The following is a 24259-nucleotide window of genomic DNA, read 5'->3' on the forward strand; positions in this document are numbered from 1 at the left end:
GCCCACGGAGGGGCCCGGTTGACGTCCTGCGACCGCCCGGTCGCGCACATCAGCAAAGGAGCCAACGATGGCCAGTCAGTACACACGTGAGCAGATCCTCGACATCATCGAGAGGCAAGCGCAGGAGAGCGGAATTCCCCGCGACGATTTCCTGCGGTTCGCCTATATCGAGACGGGAGGTCGTTTCAACCCGGACGCGAACAATCCCAGCGGAGCCAAGGGACTGTTCCAGTTCATGCCGGATACCGCCGAACAGTATGGGATATCGGGTCGGGAGTTCGATCCTGTGGTGAATACGCGCGCGGCAGCGGCGTTGTATTCGGACAATCTCGGCGATATCACGCGCCGCCAGGCACGAAGCGGACACGATTTCCTGTCCGGAAACGAGACGCCGAGTGGGCTGGACCTCTACCTGGCGCACCAGCAGGGCGCCGCCGGCTACGCGTCCATCCAGAATGCCATCGAGGCGGGCGAGTTCACGCGCACCAATACGCGCAGGAACATCCTCAACAACATCAGCGACCTCGACGTCGAGCGGCTGACCGGTCGCGCACCTTCCGAACTGCGCGGCCTCAGCGATCGCGATCTGGCGACGACGTACTCGCAATACTGGAATGGCAAGTATGCCGCCATCAACATCCCCGACCGCGGCGTCCAGGCCGGTCAGCCCGATGCGGCCATCCGCGAACGCACGTCACCGTTGGCGGACGGTGTGCTGCAAAGCGGTGAGCGCGGCGAAGAAGTCCGCGCCCTGCAGACCTCGTTGAACCAGCTTGGCTTCCGGGATGGCCAGGGTGCGGAACTGGAAACGCGCTCGGGGGTCTACGGCGGCAAGACACAGGAAGCTGTCCGTGCTTTCCAGACGGCAAACCAGCTTGAAGCGACCGGCACTGCCGATGCACGCACGCGCGAAGCGATCGCCCAACAGCTTGCGTTGCCCGAACAGGAGCGCAACCGCGCGCAGGCCGTGGAAGCGCAACAGCGCGATGGTGGGCTGGTGTGGCCGACGCCGGGCAACCGCGACATCAACGAAGCCGACAAGCCGCGTGAGGGCCGGGGCGAGTTCGGTACGCCACGCAGTGGTGGCCGCCGCCATGGCGGCATCGACATCCAGGGCGATGTCGGCGACCCGGTGGTAGCCGTCGCCGCGGGAACGGTGGTGGTGAAGCCGAACAACGACGCCGCCGGCAACACCGTGCACGTGCGGCACGACGACGGCACGCTGACCAAGTACTTCCATCTCGACGAGTTCAGCGTGCGCAACGGGCAGCGCGTGGAAGCCGGGCAGCAGATCGGCACGATGGGCAGGACCGGCAACACGCCCGCGCAGGGCGATACGCATCTGCACTTCGAGATGTGGCGCGATGGCCGGCAGGTGGATCCGCTCCCGCACCTGCGCGGCGCCGAACGCGATGCCGCCGTCCCTGCGCGGACCGCCTCGCCCGACGTGCTTCGCGACGGCTCATCGGGCGCCTCCGTGCGCGAGCTGCAGCAGCAGCTCAACCAGCTGGGTTACCGCGGCGCCGATGGTCAGCCGCTGGAGACCGCATCAGGCAAGTTCGGTCCCCAGACCGAGCACGCGCTGCGCGCGTTCCAGGCCGACCGCGGGCTCAAGGTGGATGGCGAATACGGTGACCGCTCACGCGAGGCGCTGGCGGCGGCCACGCGCGATGCGGCGCGCGAGACGACGCCCGTGGAGGTCTCGCCCCAGAATGCACGGGGCGAGGATGCGCAGCGCTCGTTCGTGGACCGCATGTTTGCCGCGATGCACGGGGGCGATGATCGCGCCATGCGGCAGGCGCTGGATGATTATCTGAAGACGCCGGGCGGGCAGGGATGGCAGAAGGAGCAGCCTATCGCCGACCAGCAGGTCGTACAGCCACGTGATCAGACAGGGGCTGCGCGCTGACGGAGCGATCATGCGCATGGGCCGGGACACCGGCCCATGCGTCCCGGCACCATGCACGTCGGGCGCCCGTGCTCAGGCCAGCCAGGCGCGTCCGATCTGGTACAGGCTGATGCACAGCACCAGCAGTCCGACCACTTTCAGCACGACCCGTTCGGGGACATGCCGCACGAACCACGCTGCGAAGGGTGCGGCGATGGCGCCACCGACCAGCAGACCCAGCACGATCTCCAGATGATCCAGGCCGATGGTCAGGATGAAGGTGATCGACACCACCAGCGTCACCACGAATTCCGAGGCGCTGACGGTGCCGATGGTCGTGCGCGCCTGGCCGCCGCGGGCGAGCAGGGTGGACGTGGCCAGGGGCCCCCAGCCGCCACCGCCGGTGGCATCAAGCAGGCCGGCGAAAAAGCCGAGCACCGGCACGCGCTTGACCTGTTCGCGCGGCATCCAGCGACCGAACGAGCGCACCAGAATCAGCACCGCCAACGCCAGCAGGTAGAGATAGACGAACGGGCGGATGGCATCGCCGGGCAACTTGGTCAGTACGTAGGCGCCGATCGCACCACCGATGGAGCCGGCGATCGTCAGTCGCCAGAACAGACGCTTGTCGATGTTGCGGAAGTAGGCATGCGAGGCGCCCGAGACCCCGGTGGTGACCACTTCGGCGGCGTGCACGCTGGCGCTCACGGCGGCCGGCGGCAGGCCCATGCTGAGCAGGATCGACGAGCAGATCAGGCCGAACGCCATGCCGAGCGCGCCATCGACGAGTTGCGCGCCAAGACCGATGAGGACGAACCAGAAGAACTCGCTGCCGAACTCCATCCCGATGTTTCCAGTCGGCGTGGGGTGCCGTGGGTATCCGTTCCGAAGGATACAGGGTGCGGCGGATCTCCCTGCGCTGAGTGCGCAAGTTAAGCGCAGCGAGGCGTTGGCGAACCTGCAGGGATGAGCGCATGCGCCTCGATGCGGTGCAGAGCCTGCCTCTGCATGAGCGCGTACGAAGCCTGCGCGGCACGCGTGGCGCATGGTCCCGTCAAGCAACTGCTGTTCGATGCCCGCAGTGGCGGTTGTCGGATCCACGATCAGGCAGTGATGCCGCAGGTCGTGGCACGCGGCGCAAGGTGCTGGAAGAATCGAAGCCAGGCCAACTCAAACAGGGCCCTGCCGAGGCTTACGGACAACCTGGATGGGCAGTCAGCGCGTCGACATCGCCTGCACCACCACGTCGGGCGCGACGGATGTCGGGAAGCGGAGTGCTGGATGCGTCGACGCTGGCTGGCCTGGACGGACCAGCCTCACGCCTTGTGCGATCAGCGGGTGCCGTACAGCACGACGGTCTTGCCGCGTGCGTGGAGGGCGCCGTCCGCCTGGAGCTTCTTCAGCACGCGGCCGGCCATCTCGCGCGAGCAGCCGACCAGGCGTGCCAGCTCTTGGCGGGAGACGCGCAGTTGGGTGCCCTGGGGATGGCTCATGGCTTCCGGTTCGCGGGCCAGGTCGTGCAGGGTGCGGATGATGCGGTCGGTGACGTCCAGGAACGCCAGGCGGCTGGCCTTCCTGCTGGTGTCCAGTAAACGCCGCGAGAGCTGCGCGCCGATGGCGTACAGCAGCTTGGGGGCGTCGGCCGACAGCGTGCCCAGGAACAGCTGGTGCAGGCGCTCGTAGCTCACTTCCGCCAGTTCGCACTGGGTGCGGGTGCGGAGGATGACCTCGCGCCGGTCGGATTCGATGAACAGGCCCATCTCGCCGACGAATTCGCCGGACCCGAAGTAGCCGAGGACCAGTTCGCGGTCGTCATCTTCCTCGGTAATGATGCTGACCGAGCCGCTGACCACGTAATAGAGCGTGCCGGCCGGGTCACCCGGGCGGAAGACATCCGCGCGTGCCGGGTAGCGGCGCCGGTGGCTGTGGGCCAGGAAGCGCTCAAGCGTGGCGTTGTCCGGCGTCAGGGGGCTGGCGGCGGGGCGAGCGGGGGCTGAAAGGGGGATGCCTGGGCTCATGGTGGTCACGGCTTGTAATTCAGGAAGCTTAGTCCGAATACGTAGCCGACGGCAAACGCAGGCCATGCAAGGGCTGGGCCAGTATGTGACGGTGTACCGACGGGCGGGCCATGGACATTTCACTGTCACCCGCTATGGCGCATAATCCGCCCCCTTATCCGACACCCCCTGAGAGGGACCACCGCCGTGGTAAAACCCCTGCCTCGCCTGCGGCTGCAAGGCTTCAACAACCTCACCAAGGCGCTGAGCTTCAACATCTACGACGTGTGCTACGCCTCGTCCGAGGACGAGCGCCGTCGTTACATCGAGTACATCGACGAGGAGTACAACGCCGATCGCCTGACCCAGATCCTGACGGATGTGGCGGAGATCATCGGCGCCAACATCCTGAACGTGGCCCGCCAGGACTACGACCCGCAGGGTGCGTCGGTGACGATCCTCATCTCCGAGGAGCCGGTGATCGACAAGAAGGATGCGGGCAAGGAGATCATCTCCGACGCGGTGGTGGCGCACATGGACAAGTCGCACATCACGGTGCACACGTATCCGGAAACCCACCCGGACAACGGCATCGCGACGTTCCGTGCCGACATCGACGTGGCGACCTGCGGCGTGATTTCGCCGCTGAAGGCGCTGAACTACCTGATCGAGAGCCTCGAATCCGACATTGTCATCATGGATTACCGCGTGCGCGGTTTCACCCGTGACGTGAAGGGCAAGAAGCACTACATCGACCACAAGATCAATTCGATCCAGGATTTCCTGGCCAAGAACATCAAGTCGCGCTACGAGATGCTCGACGTGAACGTCTACCAGGAAAACATCTTCCACACGAAGATGCACCTGAAGGAGTTCGACCTCGACAATTACTTGTTCGAGGAGAAGGCCAAGAACCTGTCGTTCAAGGAGCGCATGAAGATCGAGGCGCGCCTGAAGCGGGAGATCGAAGAGCTGTACCACGGGCGCAACCTGCCGGAATGACGGGTTGGCGGCGGGCGCGGGTTACATCCGGTTCGGGTGGCCCGCGCTAGTCTGCCCACACAGAACGGCGGGACGACCCGCCCGCGGCGCAAGCCGCGCATCAGGACCGACGGCGGTCCGGAACGTGAGTTCCGGGCCGTTTCGCGTTATGGCCCGGGCAAAAACCTGAGGAGGTGACGTATGGCGTGGGTCTATCTGGTGGTGGCGGGATTGCTGGAAGTGGTGTGGGCGGTGGGCCTGAAGTATTCGGAGGGGTTCACTCGTCTGGTACCCAGTGTGATCACCGCGGTGGCGGCGGCGGCCAGCTTCTGGCTGCTGGCGGTCGCGCTCAAGCACATCCCGTTGGGCACGGGCTATGTCATATGGGTGGGCATCGGCGCGGTGGGCACGGCCTTCGTCGGCATGTGGCTGTTCCAGGAGCCCGCGACCGCCGCGCGACTGGCCTGCATCGGCCTGATCGTGGCCGGCATCGTGGGCCTCAAGCTGGCGTCTGCCTCGTAGGGCGGGATGGGCTGTCGCGTGCCTCAAAGGCGGTACGCGACGGCCTTCATCAGGTTCGATGCGCCGGCCATCAGCGTCGGGATCGGCTGAGGCAGGATGCGTGCGCCGGCCTGTTCCGCGTGATCGGCATGGCGGGCCTCGTCGGCCTTCATGACCTTGAGGATCTCGCGGCTGCGCAGATCGGCGGGCGGCAGAGATTCCAGGTGCTCGTCCAGATGGGCTTCCACCTGATGCTCGGTCTCGACGACGAAACCGAGGCTCCAGCCATCGCCGCGCAGGCCGGCGAGGGCGCCGAGCGCATAGCTGCCGGCGTACCACAGCGGGTTGAACAGGCTGGGACGGCTGTCCAGCTCGCGCAGGCGGTCGGCGCACCAGGCCAGGTGGTCGGTTTCCTCCTGGGCGGCTTCAAGCAGGTGGGCGCGGGTGGTCTCGTCCCGGGCCACGGCGGCCTGGCCGAAGTACAGGCCCTGGGCGCAGACCTCGCCGACATGATTGATGCGCATCAGGCCGGCGGCATGGCGCTGCTCGTCCGGCTCCAGGGCGATCTCGGGGGTGTCCCCGGCCGGGTTGGTGCGCTGGGCGGGCGGGTTGCCAAAGACGGTGTCCAGGCCGCGCTGGGCCTCCACCAGCCAGTGGTCCAGGGGCGAGAAGGTCCGCGTGTTCATGCGGTCATTGTGCCGCCTCCGTGGATCCCGCGTCTGCCCCGGAGGACATGGCGGACCGGGGCTTTCCTGGGGTTGCGCACTGCGGCAAGGCCCCGTACAATCCCGCCTCTTCCGTTCCACCCTTCACAACGCGTGGCAAAGTTCCGCCCGGGAAACCGCGGAATCCGCCCGACCAGACACACGAGATCCACATGAGCACCTTTACCGCCAAGTCCGAGACCGTCCAGCGCGACTGGTACGTCGTCGACGCAGCAGGCAAGACCCTCGGTCGCCTGTCCACCGAGCTGGCACGCCGCCTCCGCGGCAAGCACAAGCCCGTCTACACCCCTCACGTTGACACCGGCGACTACCTCGTCGTGATCAACGCCGAGAAGATCCACGTCACCGGCAACAAGCTGGCCGACAAGAAGTACCACCGCTTCACCGGCTACATCGGCAACCTGAAGACCGAGACCCTGGCGCAGGCGCTGGAGCGCCACCCGGAACGCGTCATCGAGACCGCCGTGAAGGGCATGCTGCCGAAGGGTCCGCTGGGCCGCGACATGTATCGCAAGCTCAAGGTCTACGCCGGCCCGAATCATCCGCACGCCGCTCAGCAGCCGCAGGTCCTGGACATCTAATCATGGCTATCACTCAGAACTACGGCACCGGCCGTCGCAAGTCCTCCACCGCCCGCGTGTTCCTGCGCAAGGGTTCCGGCAACATCACGGTCAACGGTCGTCCGCTGGACGAGTTCTTCGGCCGCGAAACCGGCCGCATGATCGTGCGCCAGCCGCTGGAGCTGACCAAGAACGTCGAAAACTTCGACATCACCGTGACCACCACCGGTGGCGGCATCACCGGCCAGGCCGGCGCCATCCGCCTCGGCATCGCCCGCGCGCTGGTGGAGTACGATGAAACGCTGAAGTCGGAACTGCGCAAGGCAGGCTTCATGACCCGCGACGCCCGCGAAGTCGAGCGCAAGAAGGTCGGTCTGCACAAGGCGCGTCGCGCCACGCAGTTCTCCAAGCGCTAACAGACGCGCTACACTACGCGTCACTGGTTACACAGCCCCGTCGCCAAGCGGTAAGGCACCTGACTCTGACTCAGGCATTCGGTGGTTCGAATCCATCCGGGGCTGCCAATTCGACGTCCAACCGGACATCCGCAAAAGCCCGCCTCTGGCGGGTTTTTGCGTTGTGGGGTCATGCCGATGGTCGCGATGTTCCAACCTCCGTTCTGTCCCGCCGACGAGGCCGTACGCCGTGTGCAGGAGCGTGGCTACGCCGTGCTCGAGCCGCGTGCGATGGCCGAGGCTATCTGCTCGGATCTCGATGCGCTGGCCCCTTTGCTGCCGAGCTGGGACCGGCTGGAAGTGGACGGGTACCTCAAGGACGGTGGCCGCTACCGGCGGCGACGGCATTCGTGCTTTGTCGTCGAGGCGGGCGACATGCGACAGGTGCCACATCGCGCGCACTGGCAGTCGCTGGACTACAACGCTTTGCACGGGGGGATGCAGCGCTGGTTCGAACCGATCGAACCTGCCGTTGCCGGCGCACCTGCCTGGCGCCAACTGCTGATGGGCTTGGGGCGCTGGTGTTCCGTACTGAAAGGCGAGCGCCCGTGGTATGTCGAGGCGCACCAGTTCCGCATCGACACCACCGACGGCATCGGCCGACCGACCCCGGAAGGTGCGCACCGGGACGGCGTTGATTTCGTCGCAGTGCTGCTGCTGGACCGGCAGGGCATCAAGGGCGGCGAAACCCGGGTGTTCGCCGCGGCCGGACCGGATGGGCAGCGCTTCACGCTCGACGCGCCGTGGTCCCTGTTGTTCCTCGACGACGAACGCGTGATCCACGAATCCACCCCGATCCAGCCTTTGGGCGACCACGGCCACCGCGATACGCTGGTGCTGACCTTCCGCCGGGAAGGGTTCCAGGGTGATTCGGCGACAGGCTGATCGCGCCGACTATTTGATTACAATTGAAACCATGGCGCGTGGGCGCCGGCATCTGGAGTGGCGATGAAGCTGGGTTCCCTGAAGGAAGGTGGTCGCGACGGTACGCTGATCGTGGTGTCGCGTGATCTGGCCCGCGGCGTGCGCGCCACCGGCATCGCGCCGACCCTGCAGCGCGCGCTGGAGGACTGGAGCAACACCGCACCGCGCCTCAACGCACTGTACGAATCGTTGAACGCCGGCGACGCCGACGGCGCGTTCGACATCGATCTGCAGGCACTGGCCGCGCCGTTGCCGCGCGCGTACGAGTTCGTTGACGGCAGTGCCTACCTGCCGCACGTGGAGCGTGTCCGCCGCGCCCGCAATGCCGAGGTTCCCGCGAGCTTCTACACCGATCCGCTGATGTACCAGGGCACCAGTGCCGCGTTCTACGGCCCGCGCGATCCGGTGAAGGTGGTCAGCGAAGACCATGGCATCGACCTGGAAGCCGAGATTGTCGTCATCACCGATGACGTACCCATGGCGGTGACGCCGGCGCAGGCGGCCGGCCACATCCAGCTGGTCGGTCTGGTCAATGACGTGTCGCTGCGCAACCTGATCCCGGGCGAGCTGGCCAAGGGCTTCGGCTTCCTGCAGTCCAAGCCGCGCTCGGCGCTGTCGCCGGTGTTCGTGACGCCGGACGAACTGGACGACGCCTGGCGCGACAACAAGGTGCACCTGCCGCTGGTGACGCACATCAATGGTGAATGGTTCGGGGCACCGGAAGCGGGCGTGGACATGCAGTTCGATTTCTCCCAACTGGTCGCGCACGCGGCCAAGACGCGGCCGCTGTCGGCCGGCACCATCGTCGGTTCGGGCACCATCGCCAACGAGGACACCTCCAAAGGCGCCTCCTGCTTCGCCGAAAAGCGCACCGTGGAGACGCTACGCGACGGCAAGCCGTCCACGCCGTTCATGCGCTTCGGCGACGTGGTCCGTATCGAAATGACGGACCGTGACGGCCGTTCCATTTTTGGCGCGATCGAGCAGCGGATCGAACCGCAACCCTTGCCTTGAAGCCGCGCCCGGGCCCAGTGTGAACCCTCAACGGAGCGGGGCAGGCATGGACGTGGAATCCGGGCATTCGAAGGCGCAAACCGCGGGGAGCGGCTTGCATGGCTGAGCAACTCAGGCTGTATTCCTACTGGCGCTCCAGCGCTGCCTATCGCGTACGCATCGGCCTGAACCTCAAGGGCCTGGCCTACGAGACCGTGCCAGTGCATCTGGTCCGCGACGGCGGCCAGCAGCACGCGCCGGACTACGTCGCAAAGAATCCCCAGCACATGGTGCCCACCCTGCAGCACGGCGTGCGGGTGATCCGGCAGTCGCTGGCCATCCTGGAATACCTCGACGAGGCCTGGCCCTCACCGCGCCTGCTGCCGATGACGGCCCGCGACCGCGCCCGGGTGCGGGCACTGGCCCTGATGGTGGCGTGCGACATCCATCCGCTCAACAACCTGCGGGTGCTGCAGCATTTCGAAGGCACCTGGAACGTGCCCCAGCCCGAGCGCGACGACTGGGTGAAGCATTGGATCGTGGAAGGATTCGCGCCGATGGAAGCCCTGCTGGCAGGCGATGCCGCGACGGGCGCCTTCTGCCACGGGCAGACGCCGGGGCTGGCGGACTGCTGTCTGGTGCCGCAGGTATTCAACGCACGCCGGTTCGGCGTCGACATGAGCGCCTTCCCGACCATCGTCCGCATCGAGCAGGCCTGCCTGGCCCTGCCGGCGTTCGATCAGGCGCGACCCGAGAACCAGCCCGACGCCAACGGCTGATCGGGCCCCCGAATGAAAACGGGCAGGTTTCCCTGCCCGTTCCTCTCCGCCGTGTCGCGACCCTTCGTCAGCCGAAGCCGTGAGTGATGCGCGGGGAGCTGCTGCCGGTGTCGTAATCCGCGTAGGGGTCGTGCTCGCCCTTGCTGCCTTCGGACAGGCGGAACTTGAGCGCCAGGCCGTCGCGCGAATCGGCGGCGCGCAGCGCTTCCTCCTGCTCGATCTGGCCTTCCTTGACCATGCGGAACAGGCACTGGTCGAAGGTCTCCATGCCTTCCTCCAGCGACTCCTCCATCGCCGCCTTGATCTCGTGCACCTGACCGCGACGCAACAGGTCGCGGATCATCGGCGTGTTGATCAGCACTTCGGCTGCCGGCATGCGGCGACCGTCGGCGCCCTTCACTAGGCGCTGGGACACCACGGCGCGCAGGTTCAGCGCCAGGTTCATCAGCACGTTCTTGTGCGCGCTCTCGGGGAAGAAGTTGAGGATGCGCTCGATGGTCTGGTCCGCGTTGTTGGAGTGCAGCGTCGCGAGGCACAGATGGCCGGTCTCGGCGAAGGCGATGGCGGCCTCCATCGTGGTGGCGTCCAGAATCTCGCCGATCAGGATGACGTCCGGTGCCTCGCGCATCGCGTTCTTCAGCGCGTTGTGGAAGGCATGCGTATCCAGGCCGACTTCGCGCTGGTTGACGATCGACTGCTTGTGCTTGTGCAGGTACTCGATCGGATCCTCGATGGTGAGGATATGGCCGGTGCTGGTGGTGTTCCGGTAGTCGATCATCGACGCCAGCGAGGTCGACTTGCCCGAGCCGGTGGAGCCGACGATCAGCACCAGCCCGCGCGGGGTCATGATGATGTCCTTCAGCACCGGCGGCAGGTTCAACTCCTCGATGGTCGGGATCACGCTGCGGATGGCACGGATGACCATGCCCACTTCGCCGCGCTGCTTGAACACGTTGACGCGGAAACGGCCGGCGTCCTGCAGGGCGATGGCCATGTTGAGCTCGAGCTCGCGCTCGAACACGGGCACCTGACCCTCGTCCATCAGCGAATAGGCGATCTTCTTGACCATGCCGGGCGGCAACCCGGTGTTGCCCAGCGGATAGAGCTTGCCCTCGATCTTGATGTAGACCGGCGCCCCGGTCGTGAGGAACATGTCCGAGGCGTTCTTCTCGGTCATCAGCTTCAGGAAATAGCCGATGTCCATATGCAAAGCTCCCCACGATGCGCGGCGACGTTGCAACGGCGCCAAAGGCTTCCGACAATGGCCGCGCGCACCCCTCAACGTCACGGCACCCCAATGATCGTTAGCTTCGCACACTTCCGCAGGCCCCTGCATGTGATGGCCGCCGCAGTAGCGGCACTGGCCCTGTCGGGCGCACCCGCTTTCGCACAGAGCGCTTTGACCCCGGAGCTCGAAGCCGCCGTGCAGGCGGTTCAGCGCGCCGACCAGGCCGACGCCGACCAGTACGCGCCCGAGCCGCTGGCCGCCGCACGGCAGACACTGGCGCAGGCCCAGGCGGCGCATGCCGCACGCGACAAGAAAAAGACGCTGGACCTCGCGCAGCGGGCCGCTGTCGAGGCCGATCTTGCCCGCGCACGCAGCCAGGAGGCCGTGGCGCTGGCCGAGGTGGCGCAGCGTCAGGCGGAGATCGCCGACCTGCAACGGCAGATCGGCGGGGAGAACAAGCGATGAGCGCCTTCCGCATGAGCATGCATTCGACCGTGCTGGGGCTCGCTCTTGCCATGGCATCGCCGGGCGCGGTGGCGGCCGACAATCCGGTGGTCGTGCAGTTGAACCAGCGGCTCGCGGCTCTGCAGGCCGATCCGGTGCTTGCCGAGATGGCCGCCTACGAAAAGCTGCAGGCCCAGCACGCCATCGCAGCCTTCGATAAAGCACGTCGCAGCCAGCGCGAGACGGCGCAGTACATCGCCGAGCGTCGCATCGAGATCGCCGAGATCGCCGCGCGTACGCAGGCGGCTCGCCGTGACGTGGATCGGCTGGACCGCACCCGCAGCGAACTGCTGGTGGAAGCCAGCCGCCGCGAAGCCGAGAAGGCGCGTCGCGAGGCCGAACGCCTGCGCGTGCAGGCGCAGATCCAGGCCGAGGAAACCGAACGCCTGCGCCTGGCCGCCGAAGCCGAAGCCCTTGCGCGACAGGAAGCCGAAACCACACTGGACACGGTGGCTGGCCAGCAGGCCAACCGGCTGAGCGCGGCACGCCAGCGCGAGTTGAAGTTGGCGCGCGAAGAGGCCGAACTGGTCTCCGGCACCAAGCTGCCCGCGTCGAAGTTCGAGGCGCGCGGCGAGGTCTTCACCCTGGGAGCCGATGCGTTCGGCAACGGTTCTGCCAAGCTGTCCTCAGGCGGCACTGCCAGCGCCAAGGCCCTGGCCGCCTACCTGCAGGCCAACCCGAAGGCCCGTGCCCGGCTGGAGGGGTATGGCGACAGCCAGACGCCCGGTCAGCGCCGTGCGGATGCACTGCGCGACGCACTGGTCGCGGCAGGCATTCCGAAAGCGCGCCTGCAGAGCGCCGCCAAGGGCACCGGCAGCAAGGCTCGCGCGCTGGAAGTCGTGGTCACGCACTGATTTCGTCATGTAAATCAGTCGGTTGAACGAACTCCGGTGGCTTACGGGCGAATTGCCTGAATGTTCACCACTGGATGTCTTTCCTTGTAAATCAAATATTTAAGCCAGCCCTTGCCGGGCTGGAAGTCGAGGAGTAGGGTCGTATACCCAAGCGGCTCCCGTCGCTTGGCTCACCGGAGAATCGACCCGATGACGCCCGTACCGATCCCCCAGGAGACCGCCGCCGGCAAGCAGGCCGGAGCGGGTATTCCCAAGGGAAGTGCCCGCGCTGCCGGCCAGATGCTCCGCTCCCAAGCCAACGCCCCGTGCCTGTGAAGGCCGGGGCGTTCGTATTTCCGCTGAAGGAGGTAACGATCATGTTCGAAGGTCAACCGCAGTCCGACATCGATGCGCTCATCAAGGCCGATCCGGAATTCAAGCAGCTGTACCAGCGCCACCGCGAGCTGGACAAGAAGGTCACCGACGCCGAACTCGGCGTGCTGCCCATCGACGACACCCTGCTCGGCCAGATGAAGCGCGAGAAGCTGCACGCCAAGGAGCGATTGCTCCGGATCTACGACGCCAAGCCCCACTGACCCTCCCCGCTTTCTCGTCGCGGGCGGCGACGGCCTCCTCGTCGGCCGTCGCCGTCCGCGTCACCCTAGTGCGATAATCCGGTCCCGTACCGCACCGGATGCACGGCCGCATGGCGATCCACTCTTCCGTACTCGAGCTGATCGGCGACACGCCGATCGTCCAGGCCAGGCGCCTCGACACTGGGCTCTGCACCCTTTACCTGAAGCTCGAAAGCGCCAATCCGGGCGGGTCCATCAAGGACCGCATCGGCATGTCGATGATCGAGGCTGCGGAGAAGCGCGGCGATCTGAAGCCGGGCGCGACACTGGTGGAAGGTACCGCCGGCAACACCGGCATCGGTCTGGCCCTGGTGGCCCAGCAGAAGGGTTACAAGCTGATGCTGGTGGTCCCGGACAAGATGAGCCGGGAAAAGATCTTCAACCTGAAGGCCATGGGCGCTGAGGTCATCCTGACGCGCTCCGACGTGGCGAAGGGCCACCCGGAGTATTACCAGGACCTCGCCGAGCGCATTGCCCGCGAGACACCGGGCGCCTACTTCATCAACCAGTTCGGCAACCCCGACAACCCGGCGGCACACGAGTTCGGCACCGGCCCGGAAATCCTGCGCCAGATGGATGGGCAGCTGGACGCGATCGTCTTCGGCTGCGGCAGCTCCGGCACCATGAGCGGCCTGTCGCGCTGCTTCGCCGAGCATTCGCCGCAGACCGAGATGGTGCTGGCCGATCCGGTCGGCTCGATCCTGACCCAGTACATCAACGAGGGCATCCTCAGCACCAAGTCCGGCAGCTGGCTGGTGGAGGGGATCGGCGAGGATTTCCTGCCGCAGATTTCGGATTTCAGCCGGGTGAAGAAGGCCTACGCGATCAGCGATGGTGAAAGCTTCCACACCGCGCGCGACCTGCTGGCGAAAGAGGGCATCCTGGGCGGCTCGTCGACCGGCACCCTGCTGGCGGCCGCGCTGAAGTACTGCCGGGAACAGACCACGCCCAAGAAGGTGCTGGTGTTCGTCTGCGACACCGGCAACAAGTACCTGTCCAAGATGTACAACGATTACTGGATGCTGGACAACGGTTTCATCGAGCGGACCCAGTACGGCGATCTGCGCGACCTGATCCTGCGTCCCTACAGCCAGCGCGACACGGTCGTGGTCAGCCCGACGGACCTGCTCACCACCGCCTACCAGCGGATGAAGCTGTACGACGTCTCGCAGTTGCCCGTGATGGATGGCGACCGTCTGGCCGGCATCGTGGACGAGAGTGACGTGCTGCTGCATGTCTACGGCGACGAGGCCCGTTTCCGCGATCCGGTCTCCACCGCCATGGTCAGCAAGCTGGACCGGCTGGATGTCCGCTCGCCGATCGAGGCACTGCTGCCGGTGTTCGATCGCGGACAAGTAGCCATCATTACGGATGGGGAGGCCTTCCTCGGCCTGATCACCCGCATCGACCTGCTCAACTACCTGCGTCGGCGCGCGCAGTAAACGACGCGGTCTGCCATCCACGGGTGGGCGGCGCATGGACGATACGTTAAGACTCGGCCAGTAGAATGGCCGGCTGATTCAAGGAACCCGAACATGACGCACCACTCATCCCCTTCCGATGGGGGCGCTGGCGAGCCCGCCCTGGGAACGCTGGCCATCCACGGCGGCCAGTCGCCCGACCCCAGCACTGGCGCCGTCATGCCGCCGATCTATGCGACCTCGACGTACGCGCAGAGCAGTCCGGGCGTCCATCAGGGGTTCGAGTATTCGCGGACCCACAATCCTACCCGGTTCGCCTACGAGCGCTGCGTCGCCGCGCTGGAGGGGGGCTCGCGTGGCTTCGCGTTCGCGTCCGGCATGGCGGCGACCTCGACCGTGCTGGAGTTGCTGGACAGCGGCAGCCATGTGATTGCAATGGATGACCTGTACGGTGGCAGCTACCGGCTGTTCGAGCGCGTGCGCAGGCGCACTGCGGCACTGGATTTCAGCTTCGTCGACCTGACGGACCTGGAAGCCTTCGAGGCCGCCATCCGACCGGAAACGCGAATGGTGTGGGTTGAAACCCCGACCAACCCCATGCTGAAGATCGTCGACATTGCCGCCATCTGTGGTGTCGCCCACAAGCATGGCCTGCACGTGGTGGTCGACAACACGTTCGCTTCTCCGATCCTGCAGCGTCCGCTGCGACTCGGCGCGGACATCGTGATGCACTCGGCCACCAAGTACCTCAATGGCCACTCCGACATGGTCGGTGGCATGGTGGTGGTGGGAGACGACGCTGAACTGGCGGAGCAGATGGCGTTCCTGCAGAACTCCATCGGTGCCGTGCAGGGGCCATTCGACAGCTTCCTTGCGTTGCGCGGGCTGAAGACGCTGCACCTGCGTATGAAAGCCCATTGCGAGAATGCACTCGCGCTGGCGACATGGCTGGAGACGCACCCCGCCATCGAGAAGGTCATCTATCCCGGACTCGCCTCGCACCCGCAGCACACGCTCGCTGCCAAGCAGATGCAGGGCTATGGCGGCATCATTTCGATCGTGCTCAAAGGTGGCTTCGACGCGGCCAGGAAGTTCTGCGAGAACAGCCGCTTGTTCACGCTCGCCGAATCGCTTGGCGGCGTGGAGAGCCTGGTGAATCACCCCGCGGTGATGACGCATGCGTCGGTGCCGGTGGAGCGTCGGGAAAAGCTGGGCATCAGTGACGGGCTGGTGCGCTTGAGTGTTGGCGTGGAAGAGTGCGGTGATCTTGTGGCCGATATCTCGAATGCGCTGGCGTCACTTGAGGAGAGTGACGGGCGGAGCGACGGCTGATGATAGGCCAGGTGTCCCGGCTGTACAGCTACAGGTTCTTTGTCTTCTCGTCGATCCGCAACGAGTTCAAGTCAAAGTTCTCGCGTAGCAAGTTGGGTGCGTTGTGGATGATCATAAATCCCATCGTCCAGTCGGTCGTCTACGCGACGGTGCTTTCTTCGATCATCGCTTCAAAGCTCCCAGGAATTGAAAGCAAGTATGCGTACGCGTTGTACCTGCTTGCCGGAATGCTGGCGTGGGCGCTTTTCCATGAAGTGGTGATGAGTTGCGTCAACGTATTCGTGGACAAGGCCGACCTGATGAAGAAGGTGGCGTTTCCCCGCGTATGTCTGCCGGTCATCGCCGCCGGCATGGCGCTGGTCAATAATTTTTTTCTGTTGCTGGCCATCCTGTTGGTTTTCATGCTGCTGGGGCACACCTTCTCTGCGGCGGCATTGCTGCTACCCGCGATCATCGGGATCAACTTCGTCTTCGCGCTGTCGCTGGGCACTATCCTGGGAATTCTGAATGTGGTGGTCAGGGACGTGGCGCAGGCGGTGCAGGTCGTGTTGCAGGCATTGTTCTGGCTCACCCCCATCGTCTACACGCCGAACATCCTTCCTGAAAGGGTGAAGGATGTGCTGCTTATGAGTCCCGTCTACAAGCTCGTGAGTGCCTACCATGCAACATTGGTCTACGGCGAACTGCCAGATCCGGCCTATCTGTCGCAGGTGGCCGCGCTCGCGCTCGCGCTGGCAGTTTTCGCGGTCGTGCTGTTCCGTCGAGCCTCCTCTGACATGTCCGACGCGCTATGAGCGACGACGTCCTGCAAGTCCACGATCTCGGAAAGTCCTACTTCGAGTGGGACAGTGAATGGCTGCGCTTTGGGAAGTGGTTGGGTTTTCCGCTGTCGGCCCAGCGCGAAACCATCGTGCTCGAAGGTGTGACGTTCTCGGTTGCCAAGGGTGAATCAATCGGCATCGTCGGCAAGAATGGTGCAGGCAAGAGTACGCTCCTCAAGATCATCACGGGGACGCTGTCGGCGTCCAGCGGCTGGATCGCCAAGCAGGGGTCCATCGCCTCGATACTCGAGTTAGGCATGGGTTTCCAGCCCGAGTTGAGCGGGCGTGACAACGCCTATCAGATCGCCGGCCTGATGGGCCGCTCGCGGAGCGAGATCGACTCTGTGATCTCGGGTATCGCCGAGTTCTCGGGAATCGGAAGTGCGTTCGATCATCCGGTACGGACCTATTCGAGCGGCATGCAAGCGCGCGTGGCGTTCTCCATCGCGACCGCATTCCGCCCGGACCTGTTGATCGTCGACGAGGCCCTGGCGGTGGGAGATGCATTCTTCCAGGCCAAGTGCTACGAACGCATCCGGCGCTATCAAGCCGAAGGCATGTCCGTGCTCCTGGTGAGCCACTCGGTTGCAGACATCGTTCGAAACTGCGACAGGGCCATACTGCTCAGCGGAGGAAGACTGAAACTGGACGGCCATCCTCGCGATGTCACCAATGCCTACCTCGATGAGATATTCGGCCGTGGGTCTGACGGCGGTGCGGGCGGTTTTACCGTGGCGGACATGATCGCGAGTGTTCCCGCTGCAGATGCATTGCGTGGGCACTACGAGGACAGGCCGTTCTACAGGAAGGAGGAATACCGATGGGGGAGTGGTGAAGCCGCCATCACCGACTATCTGGTGGTGGGGCCGCAAGGCGAGTATCCAGCCAGCATCGAGTGCGGCGATCAGCTCCGGCTTTCTTTCCGTTGCAGCTTCAAGCGCGATTTCGATAACGTGGTGCCCGGACTCATGATCAAGACCCTGGATGGCGTTTTCATCTATGGAACCAACTCACTCATTTTGAACGACGGTTGGCAGCGGATTCCCGCCCAGGCGGGAGGAGAAAAGGTGTTCGAGTTTTCATTGCCTTTCTCGCTGAACAGTGGCGACTATCTGGTATCGCTTGGTGTTGCTGCCGGCGATGATCTCGATGGTCTGTCGCCCCTCGACAGACGCTATGACTCCATCATCATTACCAGCACGCGCAAGTCGCCGTTCACCGGCCTGGTCGATCTCGGTGCAAAACTGACGGTGCACCCATGAATCGGCAAATTGAGGCGGTACAAGCACTGGTGGCCCGATTGCCCGAGGTTTATCAGCCCGTTTACGGCTACCCGGAGCTGTCGGGCCAGGCATCGCGTGCCACCCAGGATCGCCTTGAAGATATCAGGCAGGTGTATCGCGCGTTGTCGAACCAGTTGGGTCGCCCTCTGCGCGTGCTGGATCTGGGGTGCGCGCAGGGCTATCTGAGCTTCTCGCTTGCCGAGCTCGGCGCGAGCGTGGTCGGTGTGGAGATGCTGACCGAGAACGCAGAGCTCTGTCGCAAGCTGGCGTCGCTGAATCCTCATCTGGACGTGAACTTCGTCGAGGGGCGGATCGAGGACTATGTAGCCTCCCTGGAGGGCGGCCGTTTCGACATCGTGCTGTTGCTCAGCGTCATTCACCACGTCGCGTTCCACGTCTCTCCTGAGGCCGCCAGCGAGACCGTCACTCGCCTGCGCTCCTGCGCTCCCGTGCTGCTGGCGGAGCTGGCAGTGGCTGAGGAGCCGCTCTATTGGGCTGCGGCCCTTCCTGCCGATCCGGCATCGATGTTCGGTGACGCGCTTTTCCTGCGTGAGATCAGGCACACCGGTACGCATCTGTCGGACGTCACGCGGCCGCTGTTTTTCGTCAGTGACGCCTACTGGTTCGTCGCCGGCGAGGTTGGCGAAATCCAGCATGCCAGGCGGGGCGGACATCGCTTTGCGAAACGGTCATTCCGACACAGTCGCACGTATCTGCTCTCCGATGACCGGGTGCTGAAAGTACTTTCCATCCAGGGCGAAGATGCGGATGTCAATCGCAAGGAGCTGGAGGGTGAAGTCGCTTTCCTGCGCGACGTCGAGGGCGATGGCGCCTATCCGAGGATCATCGCAGTCGACGAGGACAGCAGGAGTCTGTTCCTCGTACGCGAGAAGATCGACGGGCAGTTGTTGATCGACGCAATCGATGCAGGCCAGCCATTCGATTCCTATCTGGTGGTCAAAGACATACTCGCCGAGTGCATCGCACTCGAACGCCGGGGTCTTTACCACCAGGACATCCGTGTCTGGAACGTACTCGCACGCGGCGAAGGGCGGTTCTGCCTGATCGATTATGGCGCCATATCGCCGATCAAAAGCGATTGTTTCTGGCCGCAGAACATCTACATCGCCTTCCTGATATTTGTGCGGGAACTGCTGAGTGCACCGCAGATCCTGGTCGGGCCGATTCGGGAAATCGGGGTTACGCCCCATGGCTTCCCGGGGAACTGGTCGCATTGGGTGGCCGGGCTGGCGAAGCGTCCCTTGCCAGACTGGAACTTCGAGCAGATGCTGGAGGTGCTCCAGACTGCGTTCGAGGATCGGGGGGGCGCGGCCATCGAGCCGCAGAGTGCGCACGAGGCGCTGCTCAAGATGCTGGAAGAGTCGGTTACCGTGGTCGCTAGGACCCAGAACGAAGCGGCATGTCGCGCATCGGAAGATAATGCGCATACCGCTGGACTCGTCCGTGTCGAGACAGAGAGAGTTTCCAATCTACATAATGATCTCTTGGGGCTTTTGCGCGAGCATGGCAGCCTGAAGGACGAACAAGGGGCGTTGCGGCAGGCTGTCACCGACCAACAGGCCCTGTTTGCCCAGGTTGGGCAGCGGATCGGTCATGTCGACGAACAGCTTGAGGCGTTGCGGGGTCTGGCGGCTGCGGGCAGAACGGACGCGCACTCGCTGCAGGCTCAGCTGAGCCAGGCCGTCGGCCAGCTGCGATCGATTGAGGAACGTCTTGGTCAACTCGAAGCCAGGACGGAAGAGAATTTTTCGACGATGCTCGCCTCGCACCAACAGATGGCGCGAGAGCTTTCCGAAGTCAGGGCAAGGGTTTTCCGGAGAGGATTCTGGGATCGCCTTTTCACCAAGTGAATCGGCGAAGCAGCCATCGTCAATATCGGATCATTCAGGGAATTTTGTCATGGATCAGAAAGAAAAGGTCTTGATCACCGGTGGTGCGGGTTTCATAGGATGCGCCGTCGCGGGCCTGCTGGTGGATGCCGGGCATTCGGTCGTGGCGCTCGACAATCTGCACCCGCAGATCCACGAGCGCCAGGAGCGGCCAGCGGCACTGCATCCCTCCGTGGAGCTTGTCGTTGGAGACGTCACCGATGCAGAGGCCTGGGATAGGGTGTTGGCGCAGTTCGATCCCACGGTCGTCTTCCACTTCGCGGCCGAAACGGGTACCGGGCAATCGCTGCTCGAAGCGACGCGTCATGGCAATGTCAACGTGGTGGGAACGACGCGCATGACCGATGCGCTTTCACGGCACCAGCGGGTTCCCAAGTCGATCGTACTGTCGTCAAGCCGTGCGGTCTATGGTGAGGGTGCATGGCAGGGGACAGATGGTGGCATCACCTATCCCGGTATCCGCACGCACGCGATGCTGGCGAGCGGCCAGTGGGAGCCGACGACCAGCGCGGGGGAGCGTTGCCATGCATTGCCGCATGCCGCCGACGATGTCCGCCCGAGTCCCACCAGCGTGTACGGCGCGACCAAGCTCGCTCAGGAGCACATTCTGTCGGCGTGGTGCTCGGCCATGGGCGTGGATCTGAAGATCCTGCGCCTCCAGAACGTATACGGAGCAGGGCAATCGCCGATCAATCCCTACACCGGAATCATCACATTGTTCCATCGGATGGCGCGCAAAGGGCAAGCCATCCCGGTGTACGAAGATGGAGAAATCGTGCGGGATTTCGTTTACATCGATGATGTCGCACGTGTACTCGTGCGCGTCGCGGACAGTGGCGGAAACAATAACGTCGTGGACGTGGGGACGGGCCAGCGTGTTTCGATCCTGGAGGCCGCCCGTACGATCGCTGCGCTGCATGATGCGCCGGCCCCCTATGTCACGGGCCAGTTTCGCGACGGGGATGTCCGTAGCGCCGTGGCGGACACGCGAGTGCTGTCGCGCTATGCGGACGTCGATGCCATGATTCCGTTCCAGCGCGGTGCGAAGCTGGTCGGCGACTGGCTGGTCGAGAAGGGCTACGCGTGATGTCCACTCCTGTTTCGTCGATGGATGAGGATCCCGGCCTTCCCATCGGTGTCCTGCTCATGATGCTGGATGCTCCGCTGGAGTGGATCGACTGCGTCCGCACGTGCCTGTCCTTGGAGGGTGCGGCTGGCGTGCATATCGCCACCAGCGCGCCGGAGGCGGCGCGCAAGCTTTATGCCGAACTCGCCAACGTCCATGTATTCGAAGCCTGGACCCTGGCCGACGCCATCGCGCGCGTCGACAGTATCGCGCCTGAGCTGGGCGCGGTTCTGATCGTCGACCAGCCAACTTCCATGCCTCCCGACGCGCTGTCCAACGCAGCGCACAAGCTCGCGCAGGACGGGCGCGTGGCGACCGTTTCCTTCCTGTCGAATGCGGCGGGTTACCTCAGCTTCCCGTACCGCAACACGCCTGTTCCCTACGGCATCGGGGGCATGGACGAGGCGGCCGTGACCGAGCGGTTGCGTACCCTGGAGCCGGCCAGTACGCAGGTGCCGATTCCGATGCCGGCAGGAAGCGCGATCCTGCTGGCACTGTCGCCTTACAGGCTGTGCGGGACTTCGAGCGGAAGCGGGGGCGGGCTCAAGCATGAGATCGCACAGTTCGCCTTGCGTGCCTCGCGCCGGGGATTCTCCCACCTTCTGGACGCATCGACATATCTCATGGTTCCTTGGCGCCATGACCACGTGCCCACCGAGCTCCTCGATGACGAGCACGGGCGGCACAGATTGCACCTCGAGTTCCATGAATTCCCTGCGCTTTACGATCAGGAACGTAATTCCATTGCGTCGCCCATGGCCATCGCGCTGGACGTCGCGCGCGCGAAAGTACAGGGGTTGCGGCTTCTCGTTGATGGCTCGTGCCTTGGTTCGATGGAGATGGGTACGCAAGTCCAGACCGTGTGCCTGCTCGATGCACTGGCCCGGCGGAAGGACGTCGCGTCGATCATGGTGGGTGTCCCGGGCGGTACGGTGCCTGGGTACGCCACCAAGCTGATGAGGCATGGAAAGATTTCGTTCTGCCCCGAAGACGGGCTCCAGTTCAGCGGGGCACCCCAGGTCGATATCGTGCATCGCCCGTTCCAGCCGGACGCAACGATTCCTTGGGGTCGTTGGCGCGGTTTGGGCAAGCGCATCGTCATCACCATCCAGGACTTGATCGCCTACAAGATCGGCAGCTATCACCGTGACGGCCAAGCCTGGCTCGGTTATCGCGACAACATGAAAATCGCGGCGGCGACCGCGGACGGGGTCGTCGCGATCTCGAACGATACCCTCAACGTCATCGGTGAAGAACAGCTCAGTGTCGGCTCGGACCGCACCTGCGTCGCCAAGAACGGCAGCGACCATCTCGATCCGGACGATGAGGAGTCGGTGCCTGGCGGCGTGATTAAGGCTGGACTGGCAGCCCGGCGTTTCGTTCTTGTGCTCGGTGCGAACTACACCCACAAGAATCGCGATCTGGCCATCAAGGTCTGGGATCTGCTGGTAAAGCGGGGTCACGACCTTGTGCTCGTCATGGCGGGAGCACAGGTTCCCAGGGGCTCTTCACGACTCGAGGAGGCAGCGCTCAGGCTGCATGCGGGCGGCGATCTTCTGTCGCTGCCGGATGTGTCGAGCCTTGAGCGCAACTGGCTGATGCGTCACGCCGAGCTCGTACTTTATCCGACATCGTCCGAGGGATTCGGCCTGGTGCCCTTCGAAGCTGCGAGCATGGGCGTGCCGACAGTGCATGTGAGTTTTGGTCCACTCAAGGAACTGATCGAGGATGCGTCGATCCCGCAGACGTGGTCGGCAGAGGGACTTGCGGACTACGCGCACCAGATCCTGGTGAATCCAGACAAGGCGGCACAGGTGGTGAAAGCGATCCTGCGCAATGCCGAGAGCCTCACCTGGGACGATACGGCGGCACGCCTGGTGGATTTCTACCGAACCATTCTTTCTAAGACGCCACGATAATGAACAAACACGACATCGATAAGATATCTCTGGAACAGGCGTTGATCGACGTCGAGATCGCCAACCGGCGCGTGCTCGACCTTACTGCCCGGCTGACAAAACTAAGTCGCGAACTCCTTGAAGCGCGCGGTCGAATCAATGGGAGCGCAGTGCAGTCCATCGACTATGGGCTGACGAGCGGCGATGAAAAACTGCGCCAGATCGCCGCGTCCCGGGTGTATCGACTGGCGAGGCTTTTCAGCCCGAGGCTGAGGAGGCTTCTGTGAAGAAGCAGAGGGTCCTCCACTGCATCACGGTCTATAACGGGCGCCAGTTCGTTCCGCGAGCCATCACGAGTGCGTTGCGTATGGCGGAAGCCAGCGATGCCGAGGTCAATGTCCTGATCCTCGATGACGCCAGTCCGGAACCGGGCTGGAGCGAGGAGTTGGAGCAGTTCTGCCAGAAGGCGGGCGCCATCTACTACCGTACGCCCCGCAACCTCGGTATCCCCCGCAATGTCAGCTTGGGTCTATTGACGGCTGTGGAGCATGGATACGATTTCGTGACGATCAACAATTCGGATGTCATTTTTCCGAAGAACCTTGTGAACACGATGCTCCCGATAGCGGCACAGCCGAAGATGGGGTCGGTGACGGCATGGTCGAACAACGTTTCCATTTATTCCGTTCCCAACGATGATCCTGACGAGCACCTGGCATCGCAGGAGGTGGTGGATCGGGTCAGCGAGATCTGCACCGCCACCTTCACGCATGATGCCGTCGACATACCCGCGGGCATCAGCTTCTGCATCATGATGCCCACGGCGGTGGTACGCGACGTAGGTGTGATGGATCCCTGCTTCGGCCGCGGCTACTGCGAGGAGACGGATTGGAGCCTGCGCAGCCTGGCGGCGGGCTATCGGCTCTGTCTTGCCCCGGCAGCGTTCGTCTACCACCAGGGGCGAGGTTCGAATCAGGCGGCGGGGCTCGTCTCGGCGGGCGCCACGACGGTTCCGGCGAACGAGGCGATCATCGATATGCGTTATCCGAACTTCCGGCGGGATGTGGATGCGTTCATTAGTTCGAAGAAAATGGAAGGCCTGTGGGCGCGCGTGCAAGATGCTATTGTCAGCGACGTCGCTCGCAGCGAAGGCTACGATATCAACGTCGGCTGGATGGATTCGTTGGCGAAGTCGGCGGGAGCTTCGGTCAGCATTCGCGCTGACGCCTCAGGGCTGCATGGAACTGTTAGCGCGCTTGGTTTCGCCACGCGCATCGACCTGCCAGGCATGGATCCCATTCAACACCTCCAGTCCAAGCTCGGCGGTAGTCCCCGGCTTGTGAGAGTCAGTGATAGGCGAGCTGTACCCGAAAGTATCGAGGCCGCCATCCTTGGAAGCGCCGAGAAGGTTGTGCCCTATCGCTACCCGAGTCGCGTTTAGTGAAAATCCCAACAGTAGTTTTCA

24 protein-coding genes and 1 tRNA gene are annotated in these 24259 nt (G+C 64.1%); 21 read left to right on the plus strand and 4 right to left on the minus strand.

Features of this window, described 5'->3' with window-relative positions:
• Window positions 1-67 precede the first annotated feature (67 nt).
• On the plus strand, window positions 68-1909 hold the full coding sequence (locus tag ACSQ1W_RS01345; RefSeq protein ID WP_436041371.1) for a peptidoglycan-binding protein: 1842 nt from the start codon (window positions 68-70) through the stop codon (window positions 1907-1909).
• Between the two features lie 72 nt (window positions 1910-1981).
• On the opposite strand, the gene ACSQ1W_RS01350 is transcribed toward ACSQ1W_RS01345, so the two are convergent.
• Window positions 1982-2731: a sulfite exporter TauE/SafE family protein gene (locus ACSQ1W_RS01350; protein WP_436041372.1), complete on the minus strand. Its 750-nt coding sequence runs from the start codon at window positions 2729-2731 to the stop codon at window positions 1982-1984.
• Window positions 2732-3219: 488 nt separating this feature from the next.
• Window positions 3220-3906 carry a cAMP-activated global transcriptional regulator CRP gene (crp, locus tag ACSQ1W_RS01355; protein ID WP_225583680.1) on the minus strand — a complete coding sequence of 229 codons (687 nt, stop codon included), beginning with the start codon at window positions 3904-3906 and terminating at the stop codon, window positions 3220-3222.
• A 186-nt stretch (window positions 3907-4092) separates the two neighbouring features.
• On the opposite strand from crp, the gene speD reads away from it, so the two are divergent.
• Both speD and sugE read left to right on the plus strand, forming a co-directional pair.
• On the plus strand, window positions 4093-4887 hold the full coding sequence (speD, locus tag ACSQ1W_RS01360; RefSeq protein WP_055936923.1) for an adenosylmethionine decarboxylase: 795 nt from the start codon (window positions 4093-4095) through the stop codon (window positions 4885-4887).
• Between the two features lie 180 nt (window positions 4888-5067).
• A complete protein-coding gene (gene sugE, locus ACSQ1W_RS01365; protein WP_436041373.1) occupies window positions 5068-5388 on the plus strand; it encodes a quaternary ammonium compound efflux SMR transporter SugE in 321 nt (106 codons plus the stop codon).
• A 23-nt stretch (window positions 5389-5411) separates the two neighbouring features.
• Here sugE and coq7 read toward each other — a convergent pair whose 3' ends face one another.
• The gene (gene coq7 / locus ACSQ1W_RS01370; RefSeq protein ID WP_436041374.1) at window positions 5412-6053 is read right to left on the minus strand and encodes a 2-polyprenyl-3-methyl-6-methoxy-1,4-benzoquinone monooxygenase; all 642 of its coding nucleotides are present in this window, start codon (window positions 6051-6053) and stop codon (window positions 5412-5414) included.
• A 191-nt stretch (window positions 6054-6244) separates the two neighbouring features.
• Here coq7 and rplM point away from each other — a divergent pair, with 191 nt between their 5' ends.
• The 6 genes from rplM (at window position 6245) to maiA (ending at window position 9803) form a co-directional block, all read left to right on the plus strand.
• On the plus strand, window positions 6245-6673 hold the full coding sequence (rplM, locus tag ACSQ1W_RS01375) for a 50S ribosomal protein L13 (protein WP_055936916.1): 429 nt from the start codon (window positions 6245-6247) through the stop codon (window positions 6671-6673).
• 2 nt (window positions 6674-6675) lie between these two features.
• Window positions 6676-7068, plus strand: coding sequence for a 30S ribosomal protein S9 (gene rpsI / locus ACSQ1W_RS01380; RefSeq protein ID WP_192270534.1), 393 nt, complete (start codon window positions 6676-6678; stop codon window positions 7066-7068).
• A 33-nt stretch (window positions 7069-7101) separates the two neighbouring features.
• A tRNA-Gln gene (locus tag ACSQ1W_RS01385) sits at window positions 7102-7176 on the plus strand.
• A gap of 78 nt (window positions 7177-7254) precedes the next feature.
• Entirely contained in the window at window positions 7255-7992 is a 738-nt protein-coding gene (locus tag ACSQ1W_RS01390; RefSeq protein ID WP_436041375.1) for a 2OG-Fe dioxygenase family protein, read from the plus strand.
• Between the two features lie 63 nt (window positions 7993-8055).
• Window positions 8056-9045, plus strand: a complete 990-nt coding sequence (locus ACSQ1W_RS01395; RefSeq protein WP_192270532.1) for a fumarylacetoacetate hydrolase family protein — start codon at window positions 8056-8058, stop codon at window positions 9043-9045.
• A gap of 98 nt (window positions 9046-9143) precedes the next feature.
• Complete coding sequence (gene maiA / locus ACSQ1W_RS01400; protein ID WP_436041376.1) at window positions 9144-9803, plus strand: maleylacetoacetate isomerase; 660 nt, start codon at window positions 9144-9146, stop codon at window positions 9801-9803.
• Between the two features lie 67 nt (window positions 9804-9870).
• Here maiA and ACSQ1W_RS01405 read toward each other — a convergent pair whose 3' ends face one another.
• Window positions 9871-11007, minus strand: coding sequence for a PilT/PilU family type 4a pilus ATPase (locus tag ACSQ1W_RS01405; RefSeq protein ID WP_192270528.1), 1137 nt, complete (start codon window positions 11005-11007; stop codon window positions 9871-9873).
• 93 nt (window positions 11008-11100) lie between these two features.
• Here ACSQ1W_RS01405 and ACSQ1W_RS01410 point away from each other — a divergent pair, with 93 nt between their 5' ends.
• From ACSQ1W_RS01410 to ACSQ1W_RS01465, 12 genes are all read left to right on the plus strand, one after another.
• The gene (locus ACSQ1W_RS01410) at window positions 11101-11496 is read left to right on the plus strand and encodes a DUF4398 domain-containing protein (protein ID WP_192271373.1); all 396 of its coding nucleotides are present in this window, start codon (window positions 11101-11103) and stop codon (window positions 11494-11496) included.
• A gap of 11 nt (window positions 11497-11507) precedes the next feature.
• Window positions 11508-12389: a hypothetical protein gene (locus tag ACSQ1W_RS01415; RefSeq protein ID WP_436041377.1), complete on the plus strand. Its 882-nt coding sequence runs from the start codon at window positions 11508-11510 to the stop codon at window positions 12387-12389.
• 356 nt (window positions 12390-12745) lie between these two features.
• Complete coding sequence (locus ACSQ1W_RS01420; RefSeq protein ID WP_192270526.1) at window positions 12746-12964, plus strand: YdcH family protein; 219 nt, start codon at window positions 12746-12748, stop codon at window positions 12962-12964.
• A gap of 110 nt (window positions 12965-13074) precedes the next feature.
• Window positions 13075-14445, plus strand: coding sequence for a pyridoxal-phosphate dependent enzyme (locus ACSQ1W_RS01425; protein WP_436041378.1), 1371 nt, complete (start codon window positions 13075-13077; stop codon window positions 14443-14445).
• Window positions 14446-14538: 93 nt separating this feature from the next.
• On the plus strand, window positions 14539-15756 hold the full coding sequence (locus ACSQ1W_RS01430) for a cystathionine gamma-synthase (RefSeq protein ID WP_436041379.1): 1218 nt from the start codon (window positions 14539-14541) through the stop codon (window positions 15754-15756).
• Between the two features lie 11 nt (window positions 15757-15767).
• Complete coding sequence (locus tag ACSQ1W_RS01435; protein WP_436041380.1) at window positions 15768-16550, plus strand: ABC transporter permease; 783 nt, start codon at window positions 15768-15770, stop codon at window positions 16548-16550.
• Complete coding sequence (locus ACSQ1W_RS01440; RefSeq protein WP_436041381.1) at window positions 16547-17839, plus strand: ABC transporter ATP-binding protein; 1293 nt, start codon at window positions 16547-16549, stop codon at window positions 17837-17839. Before ACSQ1W_RS01435 ends, ACSQ1W_RS01440 begins: the two co-directional genes overlap by 4 nt.
• Window positions 17836-19731, plus strand: a complete 1896-nt coding sequence (locus tag ACSQ1W_RS01445; protein ID WP_436041382.1) for a methyltransferase domain-containing protein — start codon at window positions 17836-17838, stop codon at window positions 19729-19731. The genes ACSQ1W_RS01440 and ACSQ1W_RS01445 overlap by 4 nt, the downstream gene beginning before the upstream one ends.
• 49 nt (window positions 19732-19780) lie before the next feature.
• Complete coding sequence (locus ACSQ1W_RS01450; RefSeq protein WP_436041383.1) at window positions 19781-20857, plus strand: NAD-dependent epimerase/dehydratase family protein; 1077 nt, start codon at window positions 19781-19783, stop codon at window positions 20855-20857.
• Window positions 20857-22815, plus strand: coding sequence for a glycosyltransferase (locus tag ACSQ1W_RS01455; RefSeq protein ID WP_436041384.1), 1959 nt, complete (start codon window positions 20857-20859; stop codon window positions 22813-22815). The genes ACSQ1W_RS01450 and ACSQ1W_RS01455 overlap by 1 nt, the downstream gene beginning before the upstream one ends.
• Window positions 22815-23081 (plus strand): hypothetical protein, encoded by a 267-nt coding sequence (locus tag ACSQ1W_RS01460; RefSeq protein ID WP_436041385.1) that lies wholly within the window; start codon window positions 22815-22817, stop codon window positions 23079-23081. Before ACSQ1W_RS01455 ends, ACSQ1W_RS01460 begins: the two co-directional genes overlap by 1 nt.
• On the plus strand, window positions 23078-24235 hold the full coding sequence (locus tag ACSQ1W_RS01465; RefSeq protein WP_436041386.1) for a glycosyltransferase family 2 protein: 1158 nt from the start codon (window positions 23078-23080) through the stop codon (window positions 24233-24235). The genes ACSQ1W_RS01460 and ACSQ1W_RS01465 overlap by 4 nt, the downstream gene beginning before the upstream one ends.
• Window positions 24236-24259 lie beyond the last annotated feature (24 nt).

The organism is Pseudoxanthomonas sp. LjRoot143 (assembly GCF_964252945.1).
Lineage (GTDB): Bacteria > Pseudomonadota > Gammaproteobacteria > Xanthomonadales > Xanthomonadaceae > Pseudoxanthomonas_A.

Excerpts from the sequence above, each read along its gene's own strand:
- ACSQ1W_RS01420 (WP_192270526.1), top strand. The coding sequence starts at position 12,746 with ATGTTCGAAGGTCAACCGCAGTCCGACATCGATGCGCTCATCAAGGCC.
- ACSQ1W_RS01395 (WP_192270532.1), top strand. The coding sequence starts at position 8,056 with ATGAAGCTGGGTTCCCTGAAGGAAGGTGGTCGCGACGGTACGCTGATC.
- rpsI (WP_192270534.1), top strand. The coding sequence starts at position 6,676 with ATGGCTATCACTCAGAACTACGGCACCGGCCGTCGCAAGTCCTCCACC.
- ACSQ1W_RS01405 (WP_192270528.1), bottom strand. The coding sequence starts at position 11,007 with ATGGACATCGGCTATTTCCTGAAGCTGATGACCGAGAAGAACGCCTCG.
- crp (WP_225583680.1), bottom strand. The coding sequence starts at position 3,906 with ATGAGCCCAGGCATCCCCCTTTCAGCCCCCGCTCGCCCCGCCGCCAGC.
- ACSQ1W_RS01440 (WP_436041381.1), top strand. The coding sequence starts at position 16,547 with ATGAGCGACGACGTCCTGCAAGTCCACGATCTCGGAAAGTCCTACTTC.
- coq7 (WP_436041374.1), bottom strand. The coding sequence starts at position 6,053 with ATGAACACGCGGACCTTCTCGCCCCTGGACCACTGGCTGGTGGAGGCC.
- ACSQ1W_RS01390 (WP_436041375.1), top strand. The coding sequence starts at position 7,255 with ATGTTCCAACCTCCGTTCTGTCCCGCCGACGAGGCCGTACGCCGTGTG.
- ACSQ1W_RS01410 (WP_192271373.1), top strand. The coding sequence starts at position 11,101 with ATGATCGTTAGCTTCGCACACTTCCGCAGGCCCCTGCATGTGATGGCC.
- ACSQ1W_RS01445 (WP_436041382.1), top strand. The coding sequence starts at position 17,836 with ATGAATCGGCAAATTGAGGCGGTACAAGCACTGGTGGCCCGATTGCCC.
- ACSQ1W_RS01460 (WP_436041385.1), top strand. The coding sequence starts at position 22,815 with ATGAACAAACACGACATCGATAAGATATCTCTGGAACAGGCGTTGATC.
- ACSQ1W_RS01455 (WP_436041384.1), top strand. The coding sequence starts at position 20,857 with ATGTCCACTCCTGTTTCGTCGATGGATGAGGATCCCGGCCTTCCCATC.
- ACSQ1W_RS01345 (WP_436041371.1), top strand. The coding sequence starts at position 68 with ATGGCCAGTCAGTACACACGTGAGCAGATCCTCGACATCATCGAGAGG.
- ACSQ1W_RS01415 (WP_436041377.1), top strand. The coding sequence starts at position 11,508 with ATGAGCATGCATTCGACCGTGCTGGGGCTCGCTCTTGCCATGGCATCG.
- sugE (WP_436041373.1), top strand. The coding sequence starts at position 5,068 with ATGGCGTGGGTCTATCTGGTGGTGGCGGGATTGCTGGAAGTGGTGTGG.
- rplM (WP_055936916.1), top strand. The coding sequence starts at position 6,245 with ATGAGCACCTTTACCGCCAAGTCCGAGACCGTCCAGCGCGACTGGTAC.
- ACSQ1W_RS01430 (WP_436041379.1), top strand. The coding sequence starts at position 14,539 with ATGACGCACCACTCATCCCCTTCCGATGGGGGCGCTGGCGAGCCCGCC.
- ACSQ1W_RS01350 (WP_436041372.1), bottom strand. The coding sequence starts at position 2,731 with ATGGAGTTCGGCAGCGAGTTCTTCTGGTTCGTCCTCATCGGTCTTGGC.
- ACSQ1W_RS01425 (WP_436041378.1), top strand. The coding sequence starts at position 13,075 with ATGGCGATCCACTCTTCCGTACTCGAGCTGATCGGCGACACGCCGATC.
- maiA (WP_436041376.1), top strand. The coding sequence starts at position 9,144 with ATGGCTGAGCAACTCAGGCTGTATTCCTACTGGCGCTCCAGCGCTGCC.
- ACSQ1W_RS01450 (WP_436041383.1), top strand. The coding sequence starts at position 19,781 with ATGGATCAGAAAGAAAAGGTCTTGATCACCGGTGGTGCGGGTTTCATA.